General features: G+C 47.0%; 14 protein-coding genes and 1 other annotated feature. Of the genes, 8 read left to right on the top strand and 6 right to left on the bottom strand.

Annotation, left to right across the window (positions count from 1 at the left end; translation table 11 throughout):
- The first annotated feature begins 11 nt into the window (after window positions 1-11).
- Window positions 12-1,148 carry an HAD family hydrolase gene (locus tag ADS79_RS20095; RefSeq protein WP_049740154.1) on the top strand — a complete coding sequence of 379 codons (1,137 nt, stop codon included), beginning with the start codon at window positions 12-14 and terminating at the stop codon, window positions 1,146-1,148.
- Window positions 1,149-1,209: 61 nt separating this feature from the next.
- On the opposite strand, the gene ADS79_RS20090 is transcribed toward ADS79_RS20095, so the two are convergent.
- The 6 genes from ADS79_RS20090 to ADS79_RS20065 form a co-directional block, all read right to left on the bottom strand.
- Window positions 1,210-1,485: a hypothetical protein gene (locus tag ADS79_RS20090; protein ID WP_049740153.1), complete on the bottom strand. Its 276-nt coding sequence runs from the start codon at window positions 1,483-1,485 to the stop codon at window positions 1,210-1,212.
- A 12-nt stretch (window positions 1,486-1,497) separates the two neighbouring features.
- The gene (locus ADS79_RS20085; protein ID WP_049740152.1) at window positions 1,498-2,781 is read right to left on the bottom strand and encodes an ArsB/NhaD family transporter; all 1,284 of its coding nucleotides are present in this window, start codon (window positions 2,779-2,781) and stop codon (window positions 1,498-1,500) included.
- A 125-nt stretch (window positions 2,782-2,906) separates the two neighbouring features.
- Window positions 2,907-4,490, bottom strand: a complete 1,584-nt coding sequence (serA, locus tag ADS79_RS20080; protein ID WP_049740151.1) for a phosphoglycerate dehydrogenase — start codon at window positions 4,488-4,490, stop codon at window positions 2,907-2,909.
- Window positions 4,483-5,637, bottom strand: a complete 1,155-nt coding sequence (locus tag ADS79_RS20075) for a pyridoxal-phosphate-dependent aminotransferase family protein (RefSeq protein WP_049740150.1) — start codon at window positions 5,635-5,637, stop codon at window positions 4,483-4,485. Before ADS79_RS20075 ends, serA begins: the two co-directional genes overlap by 8 nt.
- 68 nt (window positions 5,638-5,705) lie before the next feature.
- Window positions 5,706-5,953 (bottom strand) — a binding site (T-box leader).
- Between the two features lie 369 nt (window positions 5,954-6,322).
- On the bottom strand, window positions 6,323-6,529 hold the full coding sequence (locus ADS79_RS20070) for a ferredoxin (RefSeq protein ID WP_031305339.1): 207 nt from the start codon (window positions 6,527-6,529) through the stop codon (window positions 6,323-6,325).
- A 103-nt stretch (window positions 6,530-6,632) separates the two neighbouring features.
- On the bottom strand, window positions 6,633-7,550 hold the full coding sequence (locus ADS79_RS20065) for a hypothetical protein (RefSeq protein WP_049740149.1): 918 nt from the start codon (window positions 7,548-7,550) through the stop codon (window positions 6,633-6,635).
- A 117-nt stretch (window positions 7,551-7,667) separates the two neighbouring features.
- Here ADS79_RS20065 and ADS79_RS20060 point away from each other — a divergent pair, with 117 nt between their 5' ends.
- The 7 genes from ADS79_RS20060 to ADS79_RS20030 all read left to right on the top strand — a co-directional run bounded on the left by ADS79_RS20060 (window position 7,668) and on the right by ADS79_RS20030 (window position 13,974).
- Window positions 7,668-8,786 (top strand): YpbB family protein, encoded by a 1,119-nt coding sequence (locus tag ADS79_RS20060; RefSeq protein ID WP_049740148.1) that lies wholly within the window; start codon window positions 7,668-7,670, stop codon window positions 8,784-8,786.
- Window positions 8,783-10,294 carry a RecQ family ATP-dependent DNA helicase gene (locus ADS79_RS20055; protein WP_049740147.1) on the top strand — a complete coding sequence of 504 codons (1,512 nt, stop codon included), beginning with the start codon at window positions 8,783-8,785 and terminating at the stop codon, window positions 10,292-10,294. Before ADS79_RS20060 ends, ADS79_RS20055 begins: the two co-directional genes overlap by 4 nt.
- A gap of 16 nt (window positions 10,295-10,310) precedes the next feature.
- Window positions 10,311-10,892, top strand: coding sequence for a CPBP family intramembrane glutamic endopeptidase (locus ADS79_RS20050; protein ID WP_049740146.1), 582 nt, complete (start codon window positions 10,311-10,313; stop codon window positions 10,890-10,892).
- Complete coding sequence (locus ADS79_RS20045; RefSeq protein ID WP_049740145.1) at window positions 10,889-11,545, top strand: LysM peptidoglycan-binding domain-containing protein; 657 nt, start codon at window positions 10,889-10,891, stop codon at window positions 11,543-11,545. The genes ADS79_RS20050 and ADS79_RS20045 overlap by 4 nt, the downstream gene beginning before the upstream one ends.
- A gap of 33 nt (window positions 11,546-11,578) precedes the next feature.
- Window positions 11,579-12,529: an NAD(P)/FAD-dependent oxidoreductase gene (locus tag ADS79_RS20040; RefSeq protein WP_174769574.1), complete on the top strand. Its 951-nt coding sequence runs from the start codon at window positions 11,579-11,581 to the stop codon at window positions 12,527-12,529.
- 150 nt (window positions 12,530-12,679) lie between these two features.
- Window positions 12,680-13,120 (top strand): hypothetical protein, encoded by a 441-nt coding sequence (locus tag ADS79_RS20035; RefSeq protein WP_174769575.1) that lies wholly within the window; start codon window positions 12,680-12,682, stop codon window positions 13,118-13,120.
- A 251-nt stretch (window positions 13,121-13,371) separates the two neighbouring features.
- Entirely contained in the window at window positions 13,372-13,974 is a 603-nt protein-coding gene (locus ADS79_RS20030; protein WP_049740144.1) for a genetic competence negative regulator, read from the top strand.
- Window positions 13,975-13,990 lie beyond the last annotated feature (16 nt).

Raw genomic sequence — 13,990 nt, 5'->3', positions numbered from 1 at the left:
TGTAGAGAGAAATGATCAAAACGATCCTTTTTGACGTTGACGGGGTTATGCTTAGTGAAGAACGTTACTTTGATGCATCTGCTTTGACTGTGTGGGAGCTGCTTTACAGCCCGCAATACCTGGGACTGAAAAATGACTCGTTCTCACCTGCACCGGTAGAATCAGAGATTCGTCGGGTTCGTGCAGAAGTATTTGCGCAGGACGATGTACTGAACTTCATTAAATCACGTGGAATCAATTCGAACTGGGACATGGTTTTCCTGGCATTCTCCTATCAATTGATTCGTTTGCTTGAGGTACTGAAGCCACAACTCGGCACCGAAGCAACCAACATGCTGGCAGGTCAAATCGATCGCCCACAATTAGCGCAAATCAGAGAGTGGGGTGCAACCCTTGCTCCAGATTTTAACGTGGATTATGCCGCATTCACTGCTGATTTTGCAAAAGGTCCCGCGCAAAAAGCAGAAATGCTGCTGTATTTGAACGTCATTGCTGAAGAGCGCTGCGGGGTAAAAACCGAAATGTTCTCGCGTAATAGCGATTTGTGGCAGCTTGTACAAAAAACCTTCCAGGAATGGTATCTGGGTGATGATCGGGTTGCGGCTTCCATCGGTCGTGAAACGATGCAGCCAGGCAAAAAAGGCTTTTTAACGGATGAAATTCCAATTGTACCACCTGCTGAAATGGTTGAGCTGTTCCGTACCTTGAAAGAAAAGGGATACACAATTGGAATTGGGACGGGCCGTCCTACCATTGAGACACATGTTCCTCTCAATGACATGCAGATTTTGGAATGGTTTGATCAAAATCGTGTCGTGACTGCTTCCCATGTCCTTGAGGCAGAGGAAGAGTATCCGGCGTACGCACCTATGTCAAAACCACATCCTTTCTCCTATGTAAAGGGCCTGCTTGGCTTGTCGACGCCAAATAGCGAAGTCGTAAACTTTGCATTGCCGATTGCAAATGGAGAAGAAGTGCTGATCGTGGGGGATTCACTGGCTGATTTCCTCGCAGCACGCTCGATTGGCTGCAAGTTCGCAGCTACACTGACAGGTTTGTCTGGTCAGGACGCACGCGCCAAGTTTGAAGAAGAAAAGGCAGATTACATTTTGAACGATGTTCGTGAAATCTTGTCTATCTTGGAATAAGAATAGAAAAAAGACTCTGCTGAGCAAGCTCTCGGCAGAGTCTTTTGTTTGTCCCGATTGCTTATGCCCATCGCAAGGAGGTCAAGCATTGGAAACGGAAGGCATGAATTAAAAATGCGGAAATCATATCGTTGCGTACGATGACTTCATATGTCCCATCCTCGCGGGAGTAGAACAGCACATCCGTATAGTCTTTATTGTCTTCAAAAAAACTTCGAACCTGCTTCAGCCGACTACGCATCTCTTCTGAGCGAATCTCGATCTGAAAGGTAACGTCACTGGACTGCTTCGTCTCTGTGATGGCAATCAGTGTCTCGTCAAATGTATAGTGGAGCAAGTGATTTCCTCCTTACCAAATGAAATAGCGCAGGTATACATACAAATGTGCAATGAGAATGGACATGATCATGAGTGGAAAGGCGATTTTCATGAAGCTGACAAAGCCAATGTGATGACCTTCCTTTGCAGCCAAGCCGGCGACGATGACGTTTGCGCTGGCTCCAATGAGCGTCCCGTTCCCACCCAGGCAAGCGCCAAGTGCCAGACTCCACCAAAGCGGTTCCAAATTCGTAATTCCGAGTGCGCCCATTTCCTTGATCATAGGGATCATGGTAGCAACGAATGGAATATTATCAACAAAAGCGGATGCGATCGCACTGAGCCAAAGGATAAGCAGGGAGGTTTTCAGTGGATCAGCACCTGTCAGATGAATTGCTTCGCCCGCCAATTTGGCGATGACACCGGTTTCCACAAGCCCGGAAACAAGCACGAACAAACCGATAAAGAAGAAGATCGTATTCCATTCTACTTTACTGATGGCATCCTCCAAATAGTGCTCACCTGTTAGCAGCAATAGAAGGAATGCTCCGGTCAAAGCGATCGTTGCTGATTCCAAATGCAGGGCACCGTGGAGCATGAAACCAATAATCGTTAAAGCCATGACCGTTAATGATTTTTTCAGCAATTTCGTGTCTGTGATCTCATCGCGTTCATTCAGCTTCATGATTTTTGCGCTTAATTCGGGTGTGGTAACCAGCTGCTTCCGATAGATCAACACGAGACAAATGATGGTTGCTGCCATGATGACAACGATGATCGGGCTGAGGTTGTACAGAAACGCCATGAAGTCCAGTTCAGGAACCGAGCTGCCAATCATAATGTTGGGTGGGTCTCCGATTAATGTTGCAGTTCCGCCTGCGTTGGACGCAATAATTTCGCTGATTAAAAAAGGAATCGGGTTGAGCTGCAGCTGCCGCGCAATGCTAAAGGTCACAGGGACAATCAACAAAACCGTTGTGACATTATCTAAAAAGGCAGAGGCAACAGCCGTAATAATACTTAGGTAGACAAGGATTCGAATAGGCTTACCCCCGGCGAGCTTGGCTGCCTTGATCGCAACATATTTAAAAACACCTGTCTGCGCAGTTACAGCAACGAGAATCATCATTCCAATGAGTAGACCTAACGTATTAAAGTCAATATGATGAATCGCTTGCTCCTGCGTTACGATACCGAATAGCACCATTAGAATGCCACCGGACATGGCTACGATCGTTCGATGCAATTTTTCACTAATAATGAAAGCGTATGTAACTAAAAAAATACCAATAGCGAATAAAGCCTGATTGGTCACAGTAAAACTCCTTTCTTGCGTTAAAGTGCCATGTCCTAATTATAGCGATAATAAAAAGTATGGTAAAGGAAAAGACCCGGTATAGTACCAGGTCTTTTCGAAAGGAGCTAGGAAATGAATCGATATTAGAGCTCGATTTGCGTTACGCTTTTCACCTCAGCAAGCTCTCCCATCGTATCCAGCAGCTCTGCTGTCAACGGCTTGTCAACAGAAAGCATCATGATCGCATCGCCGCCAATGTCACGACGGCCCACCTGCATGGTCGCGATGTTTACGCCGTTTTCGCCCAGAATCGATCCAACGCGGCCGATAACACCCGGACGGTCATTGTGGTGGATGTAGAGCAGATAGCCTTCTGGAGCTACGTCGATGGCAAAATCGTCAATCTTCACGATGCGCGCACCATATCCATTCAAGCGAGTACCTGCAACCGATCGTGTTTCCTGTGTGGTTTTGAGGGTAACGGTCAGCAGGTTTGTGAAGCCTTTGTTTTGTGCTGCTTTTTGTTCCGTTACGGTAATGTCTCGCACTTTTGCCAGCAGAGGCGCGTTTACGAAGTTTACTTCTTCACCTAAACGGAAGGAGAGAACTCCTTTTAACACTGTACGAGTGAGAGGTGCCGTATCAACCTCAGTCAGTTCACCGCTGTACTTGATTTGGACTTCTGAGATGGAGCCAACCGTTACCTGTGCCAGGAAGTGACCGAGCTTTTCTCCCAAAGTAAAGTATGGTTGAACTTTCGCCATCACATGTGCCGGAATAGAAGGTAGGTTCACTGCGTTTTTGAACGGCTCGCCACGCAATACCTTCAAAATCTCTTCAGATACGTCTACAGCCACGTTTTCTTGTGCCTCAACGGTCGATGCACCCAGGTGTGGAGTGGTTACGACTTGTGGAAGTCCGACCAGCGGATTATCGACTGGTGGCTCGACTTCAAATACATCCAGTGCAGCTCCTGCAACTTTGCCGCTTGTAATGGCTTCAAACAGTGCTTTCTCGTCGATAATACCACCACGAGCGCAGTTGATCAGTCGCACGCCATCCTTCATTTTGGCAAACTCTTTTGTGCTGATAATGTAGCGTGTTTCTTTGGTCAATGGGGTATGCACCGTGATGAAGTCAGCATTGCGGCTAATTTCATCAACAGTAGCGTTGGTCACTCCCATTTTTTCTGCACGCTCTTCGGTCATGAATGGATCGAAGCCCATAACTGTCATTCCGAATGCTTTGGCGCGCTTTGCTACTTCGGAGCCAATACGACCCATCCCGATGATTCCCAGCACTTTATTGTTCAGTTCGACACCTTGAAAGCTTTTGCGGTCCCAAGTGCCGTCCACGAGCTTTTTATGCGCTTGAGGAATATTGCGTGCTACTGCCATCAGCATGGCAAACGAATGCTCTGCAGTAGAGATCGTGTTTCCATCCGGAGCGTTGATGACAGGAACACCTGTTTGTGTAGCAGCGTTGACATCAATATTATCAACACCGACACCAGCGCGTCCGACTGCCTTGAGCTTTTTACCAGCTTGTAGAACTTCTGCTGTTACTTGTGTTTGGCTGCGTACGAGCAGGGCATCGTAGTCGCCGATAATTTCGAGCAGCTCAGCAGGGGTGAGATTTGTTTTGCGGACGACGTCTACATCCGATGCGTCCAGCAGTTGTTGAATTCCGTATTCGCTAAGTGGGTCCGTAATCAGTACTTTATACATGTGCGATGAGCACCTCCTGAGCAGCTTTGACACCGGCACCAAGTTCAACTGGAGCGCCAATTTGGTGGAGCGACATTTCAATAGCGGAAATGACTTGCAATACATCGAGCGGCTCGCAATAGCCCATGTGGCCGATGCGGAATATCTTTCCTTTCATATGCTGCTGGCCACCTGCAATCGTAATGTTGTATTGCTTGGTGAGCGTCTTGCGGAGCGCTTCCGCATCGAATGCGCCTTGTGGATTGCATGAAGTAACGGTAGTAGCTCCATAGGCATCCTCAGCCATCAAAGGTACATTCAACGCTCTCATAGCAGCGCGAGTCATGTCACGCATCAGCTCATGGCGTTTGATAACAGCTGGCAATCCTTCTTCCTCCAGCATATCGAGTACTTCGGCCAGACCAAAAATGAGCGAGACGGCTGGTGTGTATGGAGTTGTTTGATCAGCCAGGCTTTTGCGGTACGCTTTGAGATCGAGATAGAATGCCAGCGATTTATTTTGTTCAATCACTTTCCAGGCACGCTCACTTGCAGCGAGGAAAGCGAGGCCAGTAGGGAGCATGAACGCTTTTTGCGAGCCTGTTACCACGATATCTACGCCCCATGCGTCCATTTCGCAAGCCACTGCACCCAGGCAGCTAACCGCATCCACGATGAAAAGAGCATCGGATTGCTTGCGGATGACTTGAGCTAATTCTGCGATTGGGTTTTGGACACCGGTAGAGGTTTCGCAGTAGGTAGCAAAGACAGCCTTTACTTGCGGTTTTTCCTTGAGGAAAGCTTCGAGCAATTCAGGAGTGACAGCCTCTCCCCAAGCAACCTCCAGGCGATGGGCTACAATCCCGTAACGCTCACAGATTTTCGCGAAGCGTTCACCGAAAGCACCACTGACGAGGATAGCAGCTTCATCACCTGGCTGCAGGGTGTTTACTACGCCCATTTCCAGAGCACTTGTTCCGCTGCCGGCGAGAATATACACATCTTGTGTCGTTCCGAAGTAAGGCTTCAGACGTTCAGCAGTGCGAGCAAACAGAGCAGAGAACTTGCCGCTGCGGTGACCAATCATAGGTTGGTTCATTGCCTGCTGAACGCGAGGTGGAATAGGGGTGGGGCCAGGAATTCTCAAAATCAATTTGTCAGTAAACATAGCTTTCTCTCCTCCTAGTTATATAACAAAAAAACCTCCCGTTCTCACACTGCTCCTATTACAGAACAGTGAGGGACGAGAGGCTTGCTTCGCGGTGCCACCCTCATTCGCCCTTCTTCTCTCAAAGAAGAGCCTTGGCAGGTACATGACCTGAAGAGATAACGGATCTACCGTTCGCGTCTACTGGACAAGATTAGTGCCTGTTCGACGCAACAACTCGGAAGTGCTTATCTGCGAGTGGAACCACCGATTCGCAGCGACCATCGGCTCTCTGAGGGTTTCCATGTACACAGCTTTTCTTCGTCATCGTTGTTCAAGTATGCGTGTTTCGTAAGATTTGTACTTACGATATCATGGCAAAAAAGCAACGTCAAGCACAAAAACAAGAAAAAATGAACATTACCAAAAAAAAATCATTTATAGTTCGTGAATATTGTAATGAAAATAGTGATAATATCAGTAAGAACAGGTAAAAACCGAACGTTAAGATATTTATCTCACAAGAAATGGGAAAAATGCAGTATAATGTTCGGATTTTCCTTACAGCATCATCTTACCTGATAATTATGAAAGTTGGAATGGGAAAATGCTGATCATACGTTCAGAGAAGTAGGGGAAGGCTATAAATGAAAAACCCCTCACGCACAAATTGTACGGAGGAGTTTTTGTCATTGAAGAAGGAATCCTATTCCACTTTAATAGAATCGGTCGGGCATCCTTCTGCAGCGTCACGGACGTCGTCTTGAAGGATATCCGGGATTTCAACGCTGTTTGCATTGTCATCCAGCTTGTTGAATGCAAGGCCCTCATCGTCATAATCAAAGACGTCAGGAGCCGTCGCGCCACAAGCACCGCACGCAATACAAGTATCTTTATCTACCCATGTTGTCATCGTGGTTTCACCTCCCATTACGAAGTGGTACGTCCACTATCATAGACCATTGTATGCTCTTGTTGACAAGATTTCAAGATAGAATCAGTCTAAAAATATACGACTACTTGTAAAGAGGGATTTCTGGAGCTTTTAAACTGGAATAAAGCCTGGAATTCAACTCTTTAAAGTCTCCTGCATGAACAGCATCTGTGGCATGCACCAATTTGACGGCTGACGCAAAATCCTTGATTCCGAGAGTTTGTGCGTCATTGGAAGAAACCAGCATGTCAAGGCGTGCGGTCAGATCCTCGGGATTATAACTCTGCCATTGCTTACCTGCTGACATGGAAGTCGCCGCTAGATAGGTGCGGTAATGAAACGGGTACTGTCTCCACACCGCTGTAGTGACCGCTGACGGTAATTCCTTTGGCAATGGCTGTTTGGTGACGTAGGCAGATTCCCATACGGCAGCAGAGTGATATACCCGCTCTTGTGCAGTCAGCCAATTGTTATTGAATAAGGTCATTCGGCCAGCAATATCTGATGGCGTTACTGCATTACTATTCTGGTCGCTACGCACGTGCTCCATACTATCCAAATACGCCCGTATACTGTCCGTAAAGAGATTATGTGCTTGTACTAACAGGGGAGACGTAGGCAAAGGAACGTTCTTTTCCAATTCTTTTTTTGTCTGTTCCGCTAATTTGACTAATTGCTTCAGTGATTCAGACTGTTCCTTTTTATCCATTTGCCCCCATTTTTCCATCGTATTGAAATGGGCTTGCTTCATTTCCAGGGCAGGTGCATAGACCGCGTAATAAAAGCGGATAAAGTCCTGTTCGCTATAAAGCTTTTGTTCGCGTAAAAGTCTTTCCTTCTCTGCCTCTTTTTGTTTGGCTTCCAAGGCAGCAGCTTGCTCAGTTTCAATTTGTGTCTTCATATAATGTGCACCGAAAAAAAATCCACCAACCGCGCAAGCAAGTGATATGATGATCATGTACGCCATCATAAATTCTGACTTATTCAACCGTTTTGTCATAAAAATCCTCCAAATAAAAGTGCAGCGTTTTGTCGTCAGCGCCATATGTAGCGTGTAACATATAGAAGATGCTGCCATAATCATAAAGATAGTAAAATGATAGATAAAGGAGCACGAATGAACAGTCCTAACAGTGCTGGCTTGGAGCTGGATTTCCTTTGTACAATCGCATTGAATGTCATGATTCCACTCTCCAATGAACGAACGCTTCAGGCAGCCTTTTACATTTTGCGAGGCCGAAAAGCCAATCAAACTCTGCAAGACGTGCATTTGTACAACCTTTATCCGTATTATCGGATGTTTCCACGTTTTACAAAAGAGGATTGGGATAAAATTGTTTCAACTTTATTACAAAAAGAGTTTATTCGGCCTATTTCCAGAGACGAGCATGCCAAAAAATCCACCTTTGTGGTAACGCAGGCAGGCAAGGATTTTGCTCAAGCAGAATCTGAGCGCTACCAACTTGATTATTGGCTGGCTCCATTTACGCAATCAGATATGGCAGAGCGGCTTGGGCTCTTTTGGCTGAGACTGCACCTGCTCGTACAAACTGTATCCCACTTGCTTGTGGGGGAGCTCGGATTCGTTCCCGTCGTTTCGGACAAGCATACACAAAGGTGGGTCCGTACCGAGCTGCAAGACCATACAGCCAGAGAAACGTGGCAGGGTCATTTGGAAGAGGAGCTGTACGCACTGTTGCAGCCATTACCTGCTGAAGCACAGGAATTGATTATTGCCCAGCTATCAGGTGCTGCCCAGGTCGGAAAAACGCTGGGACAGCTTGCGCAGAAAAAAAGAGAGACACCATCTTACCTGCATCTTCCTTTTCGATACGGACTTGCAGCGAGTATCCTTCGCTTGCAAAGGGAACCAGAACAGTTTCCTCTGTTATCCCGATTAGTCATTCAAAACCATAAATTTGATTCGCGCTTAACGGACAGCGCGGCAAAAACGTATGAGCTGATCCAGCGAGGACTAGGAAAAACGGAGGTTGCGGGTAGACGCGGGATCAAAGAGAGCACGGTGGAGGATCATTTGGTTGAAATGGCACTGCGTTGTCCAGAATGGGATTTTTCAGCGTATTTGTCAAAAGAGCTTGGTGAGACTATCGTTCAAACAAGCGAGCAATTGCAGACCAGTCGTTTGCGTATGATAAAGGATCATTTGGATCAATCTGTGTCTTATTTGCAAATACGTCTGGCTCTTGCTCGAAGACAGGGGGAGAAAGTGACGTGAGCGATTTGTTGCAACGTGCATTAAGCAAGCATTTCGGTCACCCTTCTTTTCGACCTGGTCAGGAAGACATGATTAGACGGGTGATGTCTGGTCGTAATGTGCTGGGATTATTGGCAACTGGAGGGGGAAAATCGGTTACCTATCAGCTTCCCGCTCTACTCTTACCGGGAATGACCATTGTTGTTTCCCCGCTAATCTCGCTAATGATTGATCAGGTTCAGCAACTCCGCGTACGAAGCCGAATTGCGGTTGCGTATATAAATAGCTCGCAAGACCCGGCAGAAAGTCGTGAATTGCTGCGCGAGATCGGAGCAGGAAAATTCAAGCTGCTATACATATCACCAGAAAAGCTTCAGCAGCCATATGTTCAGGAAGTATTGCGTCGGGCGCGTGTTTCTTTGGTAGCGATTGATGAAGCCCATTGCATCTCACAATGGGGACACGATTTTCGAACCGATTATCTCCGTTTGCCAGAGGTCATAAAGAAATTGGGAAATCCTCCAGTTTTGGCTGTTACGGCGACTGCAACAAAGGCAGTTCGGAATGAAATCTGTGACTTACTGAACGTTTCAGGGGAGGATGTGATTGTCCAGCCCTTGAATCGTGCGAATATCGCTCAGGACTTGGTCGTCACAAATGACGAGGGCGAACGACGCGAGCGAGTCCTAGAGATGATGAACACCCTTGAGGGTCCCGGCATCGTTTATTGCAGCACCAGACAGGCTGTCGAAGTGTTGACTGCCACTTATCAGCTGGAAGGGAATCGACGTGTGCATGGGTATCACGGAGGCATGAACAGCATGGAGAGAATGCTGATCCAACAGCAATTTTTAGCAAATGAGCTGGACATCATTGTCGCTACGAATGCCTTTGGAATGGGAATCGACAAATCTAATATAAGGTTCGTCATTCATTATCAGCTGCCAGCGAGTATGGAAGCATACGCCCAGGAAATTGGCCGGGTAGGCAGGGACGGGCGACCTGGCTATGCAGTGCTTTTTAGCGGAATGGAAGATGTTCAAATTCATCAGCACATGCTGGAGCGGGAGTACCCGAGTCAGCTCCAGGTCCAGCAGTTTTGCCAGCTGCTTTCAACGGGGAGCCAGATCACCAGCGAGGCTTTGGCTTCTATAGACATCTCCGAGGAAATGGCTGGTCTCTTGTCCTTCTATACTGAAAAAGCTGCGTATTCGTCAAAGCCAGGAAGTATTATGCCATACGATCCAGACAAAGCGCTCGGCATTTGGCAGGTTACACAGGCAAGAAAAAAACAAAAGCAGCAAAAGCTGTTTGGAATGCTGAACTATGTGCAAAGTTCAGACTGTCTGCGGCGCAGCATCAATCAGTATTTTGAAGAAGCGGAGTATGCATATACCCTGCAATGCTGCTCACGATGTGGCCTGGATCGAGCTGTATATAACAGGGCGGCCAATTCTGAGCAGGAAAAGAAAGATGAAAAACCATGGAACTTACGGCAGGCGTTACAGATTCTTTTGCCGAAAAGATAAAGGAGCGATTACATCAGTGAAGCAAAGTGGGCAAGAGATGGATGAAGCTACCTTACGGCTGAATCTCTGGCTAACGCAAGGGCTAGTTTTGATTGTGGCTGCAATCAGCAGCTTGTGGGCACATGGTATACAGGCAACCATGGAGATGTTTCGTTTCCCGGAATGGTCAGGATTGACATGGGCAGGCTGTGTGATTGCCGCTATCGTCATTTTGAGCATTGGAATGGAGAAATACTTGCCAGAGCGTTGGCAAGACGATGGAAGTGTAAACAAAAAGATTTTTGGCAGCATGTCTTTCGCAACCACTCTTTTCGTATGTATGGCGGTTGGCTTAGGAGAAGAATGGCTGTTTCGTGGAGTGATTCAGTCATTTGCGGGTAATTTCTGGACGAGCCTCCTGTTTACACTTGTGCATGTCCGTTATTTAACAAAACCTTTAATGGTTCTCAGCGTGTTTGGAACAAGCTGGCTGCTTGGTATGCTGTTTATTTATTCCGGCTCGTTATGGTCTTCTATTGTAGCTCATATTGGAATTGATTTGCTGTTGGCTTTTTATTTGCAGGCCACCATGAAAAAGGAAAAGGGGGAGAAGAAGTGAACCTAGAGCCGAATCAATTGCCACCTCGAAGCTCCCGTCATACGCAACGGAAAGTCAATGTATCGTTTACAAAATGGATTCGGTCGGGTCTGGTTGTGTTTGGTGCTGTTTTTATTGGGGTGATTCTGATTGAATTATACCAGGCCCAGCTCACCCATGAATCGGAAAAACCTGGTACGCCCAGTTCACCTATGGTTACCGTGAGCGAAAGAACGACAGATAACATCGCTTCAGCCGGTCAAGAGGAAAACGTCACTAGCAAGGCGGAGGTAGCTAATAGTGCTGCACCGATCGTGCAAGAGACGAAGACTGTCCCGGAGACAAAAGTGGGAGCGAAAACGGAAGTACCGCAGAACTCAACCACTGTACAGCCTGCATCGCAACCATCCGCAACGACTGAGCCGAAAACAGCTCCAACTGCGAGTCCACCTGCAAAACCCGCATATACAGCAACAACAGTCCCCGCTTCAACTCCAGCACCAAAACCAAAGGCAATCAAGCACGTGGTGCAAAAAGGAGAGACGCTGTACATGCTGTCTCGCAAGTATTACGGGAACAATTTGAATGTTTCGAGGATTGCCAAGTACAATGGCTTTCAAGCGGATACACAGCTTACTGCAGGCAAAGTTGTGATGGTGCCTATCGCTCCGTAATGGTGCAGCCATTTTAGGGCAGGATATGAGGAAATGGCTGCGACAGGTGGAGTGCTTGTGATTTATGATACGGTAATCATCGGTGGAGGTATTTCAGGGTTACAGACGGCCATCCAATTAGCAAGAAGCTTACGCCATGTTGTCGTATTGGACATACCGGGAGGCCGTTCGTTGGTGGCAAAGACGTATCGAAACATACTTGGATATCCAGAAGAGGTAAGTGGTGATGAACTACGCCGTTTGGGTCGACAGCAGGCAAAACAATACGGGGCCATGATCATTGAGGATGAAGCGGTATCTCTAGAGGAAAACAGCAGTGGAGAATTTATTGTCAGAACAAAAAATGGAGTAGACCCATTGGTAGCCAGAACGATTGTAATGGCGACAGGGATACGTGATCCCTTTCCCGCGATTTCGGGTATGGGTGAGTGCCTGGGGAGCTCTATTTTTTTATGTCCAGATTGTGATGGCTTTGAGAGTGTGGGGGAACCCATAGCCGTGATCGGAGCAGGACCACAGGCAGTCGAGATGGCAGATGAGTTGTCCCATTATACCCAGCAAATAACAGTTTTGAACCATGCCGCTGCTTTGACGGGATCTGAAGATATTGAGCGATTAAAAAAGCAAGGCTTCCCGTTTTATGATCAGAAGGTGCGACAGCTCTTGCATGAAGCTGGTCAACTGCAGGGGATAGAGCTTGAGTCGGGAGAGAGAGTGAAAGTGACGAGAGCCTTCCTCGCTTTTCCAGGTGCAGACGTACAAACAGGGCTATTGGCTGGTTTACAGGTACATAGGAATGAAAAAGGGCATGTGCGCACTGATCAGAGAACAAAAGAAACGGAACATCGCAATATATGGGCAGTCGGTGATATTACCATGCATTCACAGCAGGTGGCAATTGCGATGGGGGATGGAGCGCAGGCAGCAATTTGGATTCAAAAGCGACTTCGTGAATATGATAAGCAGCTACATAAGAAAAGCTAGCGCCGGGAGACCGGCGTTTTTTTGTTTGACAGGTAAATGAGGAAAAAACAAAATATGCAACCTTGGAACCTCAAGCTTCGTAGAAGAGGAAACAGAGCTTATTTTTTCCATACTTGTTTCAGGAACCCGAACTAGCAGGATTCAATATAAATGGGGAGAAAGAAACGGTATTGGGAGGCACCATTCCTTATGGTGATTGCAGGGAGAAGCTTATTGGTAGGACTATTTGCTTGGCTCCTGGGAAATGGAGCTTTGCATTTGTTTCCTGCCAAACGTCTACACCTGAATCGAATCGGAGACTGGATCTCCATGATGATGTTTTCACCTGTAGAAATATTCCTATCTCTCGCTATGCTTGTACTTGCCACTTTGCTTTTGATTGGCTTGCTGCTATTTCACATCAGCCAGTCGATTTATCAAAAGTATACGCAAAACGTGTGGTGGCACGTGCTATTAGGTTTTTTTTCAGTCTTTGTACTAGCCGTTCAAATGATCAAAATGCCGATTGCGACGATGACTACGATGCTTGCACTCGGTTTGTATGCAATCGCATCTGGAGGGCAGCTTTTCCTGGGAAAGCGCAGGAATTGACAGGGTCTCACAAACTCTACTTTTCAATGGGCCTAATCGACACGCCGGCTTCGAAACTGCACGAATAAAGGCGTGAGGTGTCACTTGACTATGTTCTGGCTAGTAAATGTGATATGATAGGACTAACCCGGATTTTCCAATGTGCTAAAAAATGGATGAATGCTACAAGCTATTCGTCGGAAAATGCGGAGAACTCTTACAGGCTTACCATCATATTTTATAGTACGACTGGATGGCGAGGAGGGACAGTCATGCGTGTTGAACGCCTTGGTCAAGACAAAATAAGAATCTTTTTAACGTTTGACGACCTGTCAGAGCGCGGGATAGAGAAAGAAGACATGTGGCGTGACATTCCTAAAGTTCATGAACTGTTCAACGACATGATGGAACAGGCTTATCACGAGCTAGGTTTTGAAGTTTCAGGGCCTGTTGCAGTTGAAGTGTTCGCCTTGCCAGCTCAGGGAATGGTCGTAATTGTAACGCGCGGCAAAACCGGCTCAAAGGACGGGAAGGAAGAGGGAGAATACGAAGACGAGGACGTCTATGAACTAGAGGTCACTTTAGAAGAAAGCGATCTGATTATGTACGCCTTCCGCGATTTTGAGCACATGGTTGAAGCTGCTCATCGTGTAAATGCTCTTTTGACCAACGGGGGCTCTGCCTACTTCTATCAGGGAAAATATCACCTGGTTTTGGAAGAAGTCGATTTGGATCAGGAGCGTTATCACAAGCTGATTGCGATCCTTTCTGAGTACGGGGAAGCGACACCGACAACAATCTATGTTTTGGAAGAGTATGGAAAGGTTGTCGTAGCCGACGATGCAGTAAAAGAAATATGCAGGCATTTCACCTGATGATGGGTGAGGGTCT

Source organism: Brevibacillus reuszeri, assembly GCF_001187725.1.
Classification (GTDB): domain Bacteria; phylum Bacillota; class Bacilli; order Brevibacillales; family Brevibacillaceae; genus Brevibacillus; species Brevibacillus reuszeri.
This window is presented reverse-complemented; position numbering and strand designations above follow the sequence as displayed.

Bases quoted from the DNA above. Each gene is read 5' to 3' on its own strand.
- ADS79_RS20065 (WP_049740149.1), bottom strand. From the start codon at position 7,550: ATGACAAAACGGTTGAATAAGTCAGAATTTATGATGGCGTACATGATC.
- serA (WP_049740151.1), bottom strand. From the start codon at position 4,490: ATGTATAAAGTACTGATTACGGACCCACTTAGCGAATACGGAATTCAA.
- ADS79_RS20070 (WP_031305339.1), bottom strand. From the start codon at position 6,529: ATGACAACATGGGTAGATAAAGATACTTGTATTGCGTGCGGTGCTTGT.
- ADS79_RS20035 (WP_174769575.1), top strand. From the start codon at position 12,680: ATGGGGAGAAAGAAACGGTATTGGGAGGCACCATTCCTTATGGTGATT.
- ADS79_RS20075 (WP_049740150.1), bottom strand. From the start codon at position 5,637: ATGTTTACTGACAAATTGATTTTGAGAATTCCTGGCCCCACCCCTATT.
- ADS79_RS20040 (WP_174769574.1), top strand. From the start codon at position 11,579: ATGGCTGCGACAGGTGGAGTGCTTGTGATTTATGATACGGTAATCATC.
- ADS79_RS20095 (WP_049740154.1), top strand. From the start codon at position 12: ATGATCAAAACGATCCTTTTTGACGTTGACGGGGTTATGCTTAGTGAA.
- ADS79_RS20030 (WP_049740144.1), top strand. From the start codon at position 13,372: ATGCGTGTTGAACGCCTTGGTCAAGACAAAATAAGAATCTTTTTAACG.
- ADS79_RS20060 (WP_049740148.1), top strand. From the start codon at position 7,668: ATGAACAGTCCTAACAGTGCTGGCTTGGAGCTGGATTTCCTTTGTACA.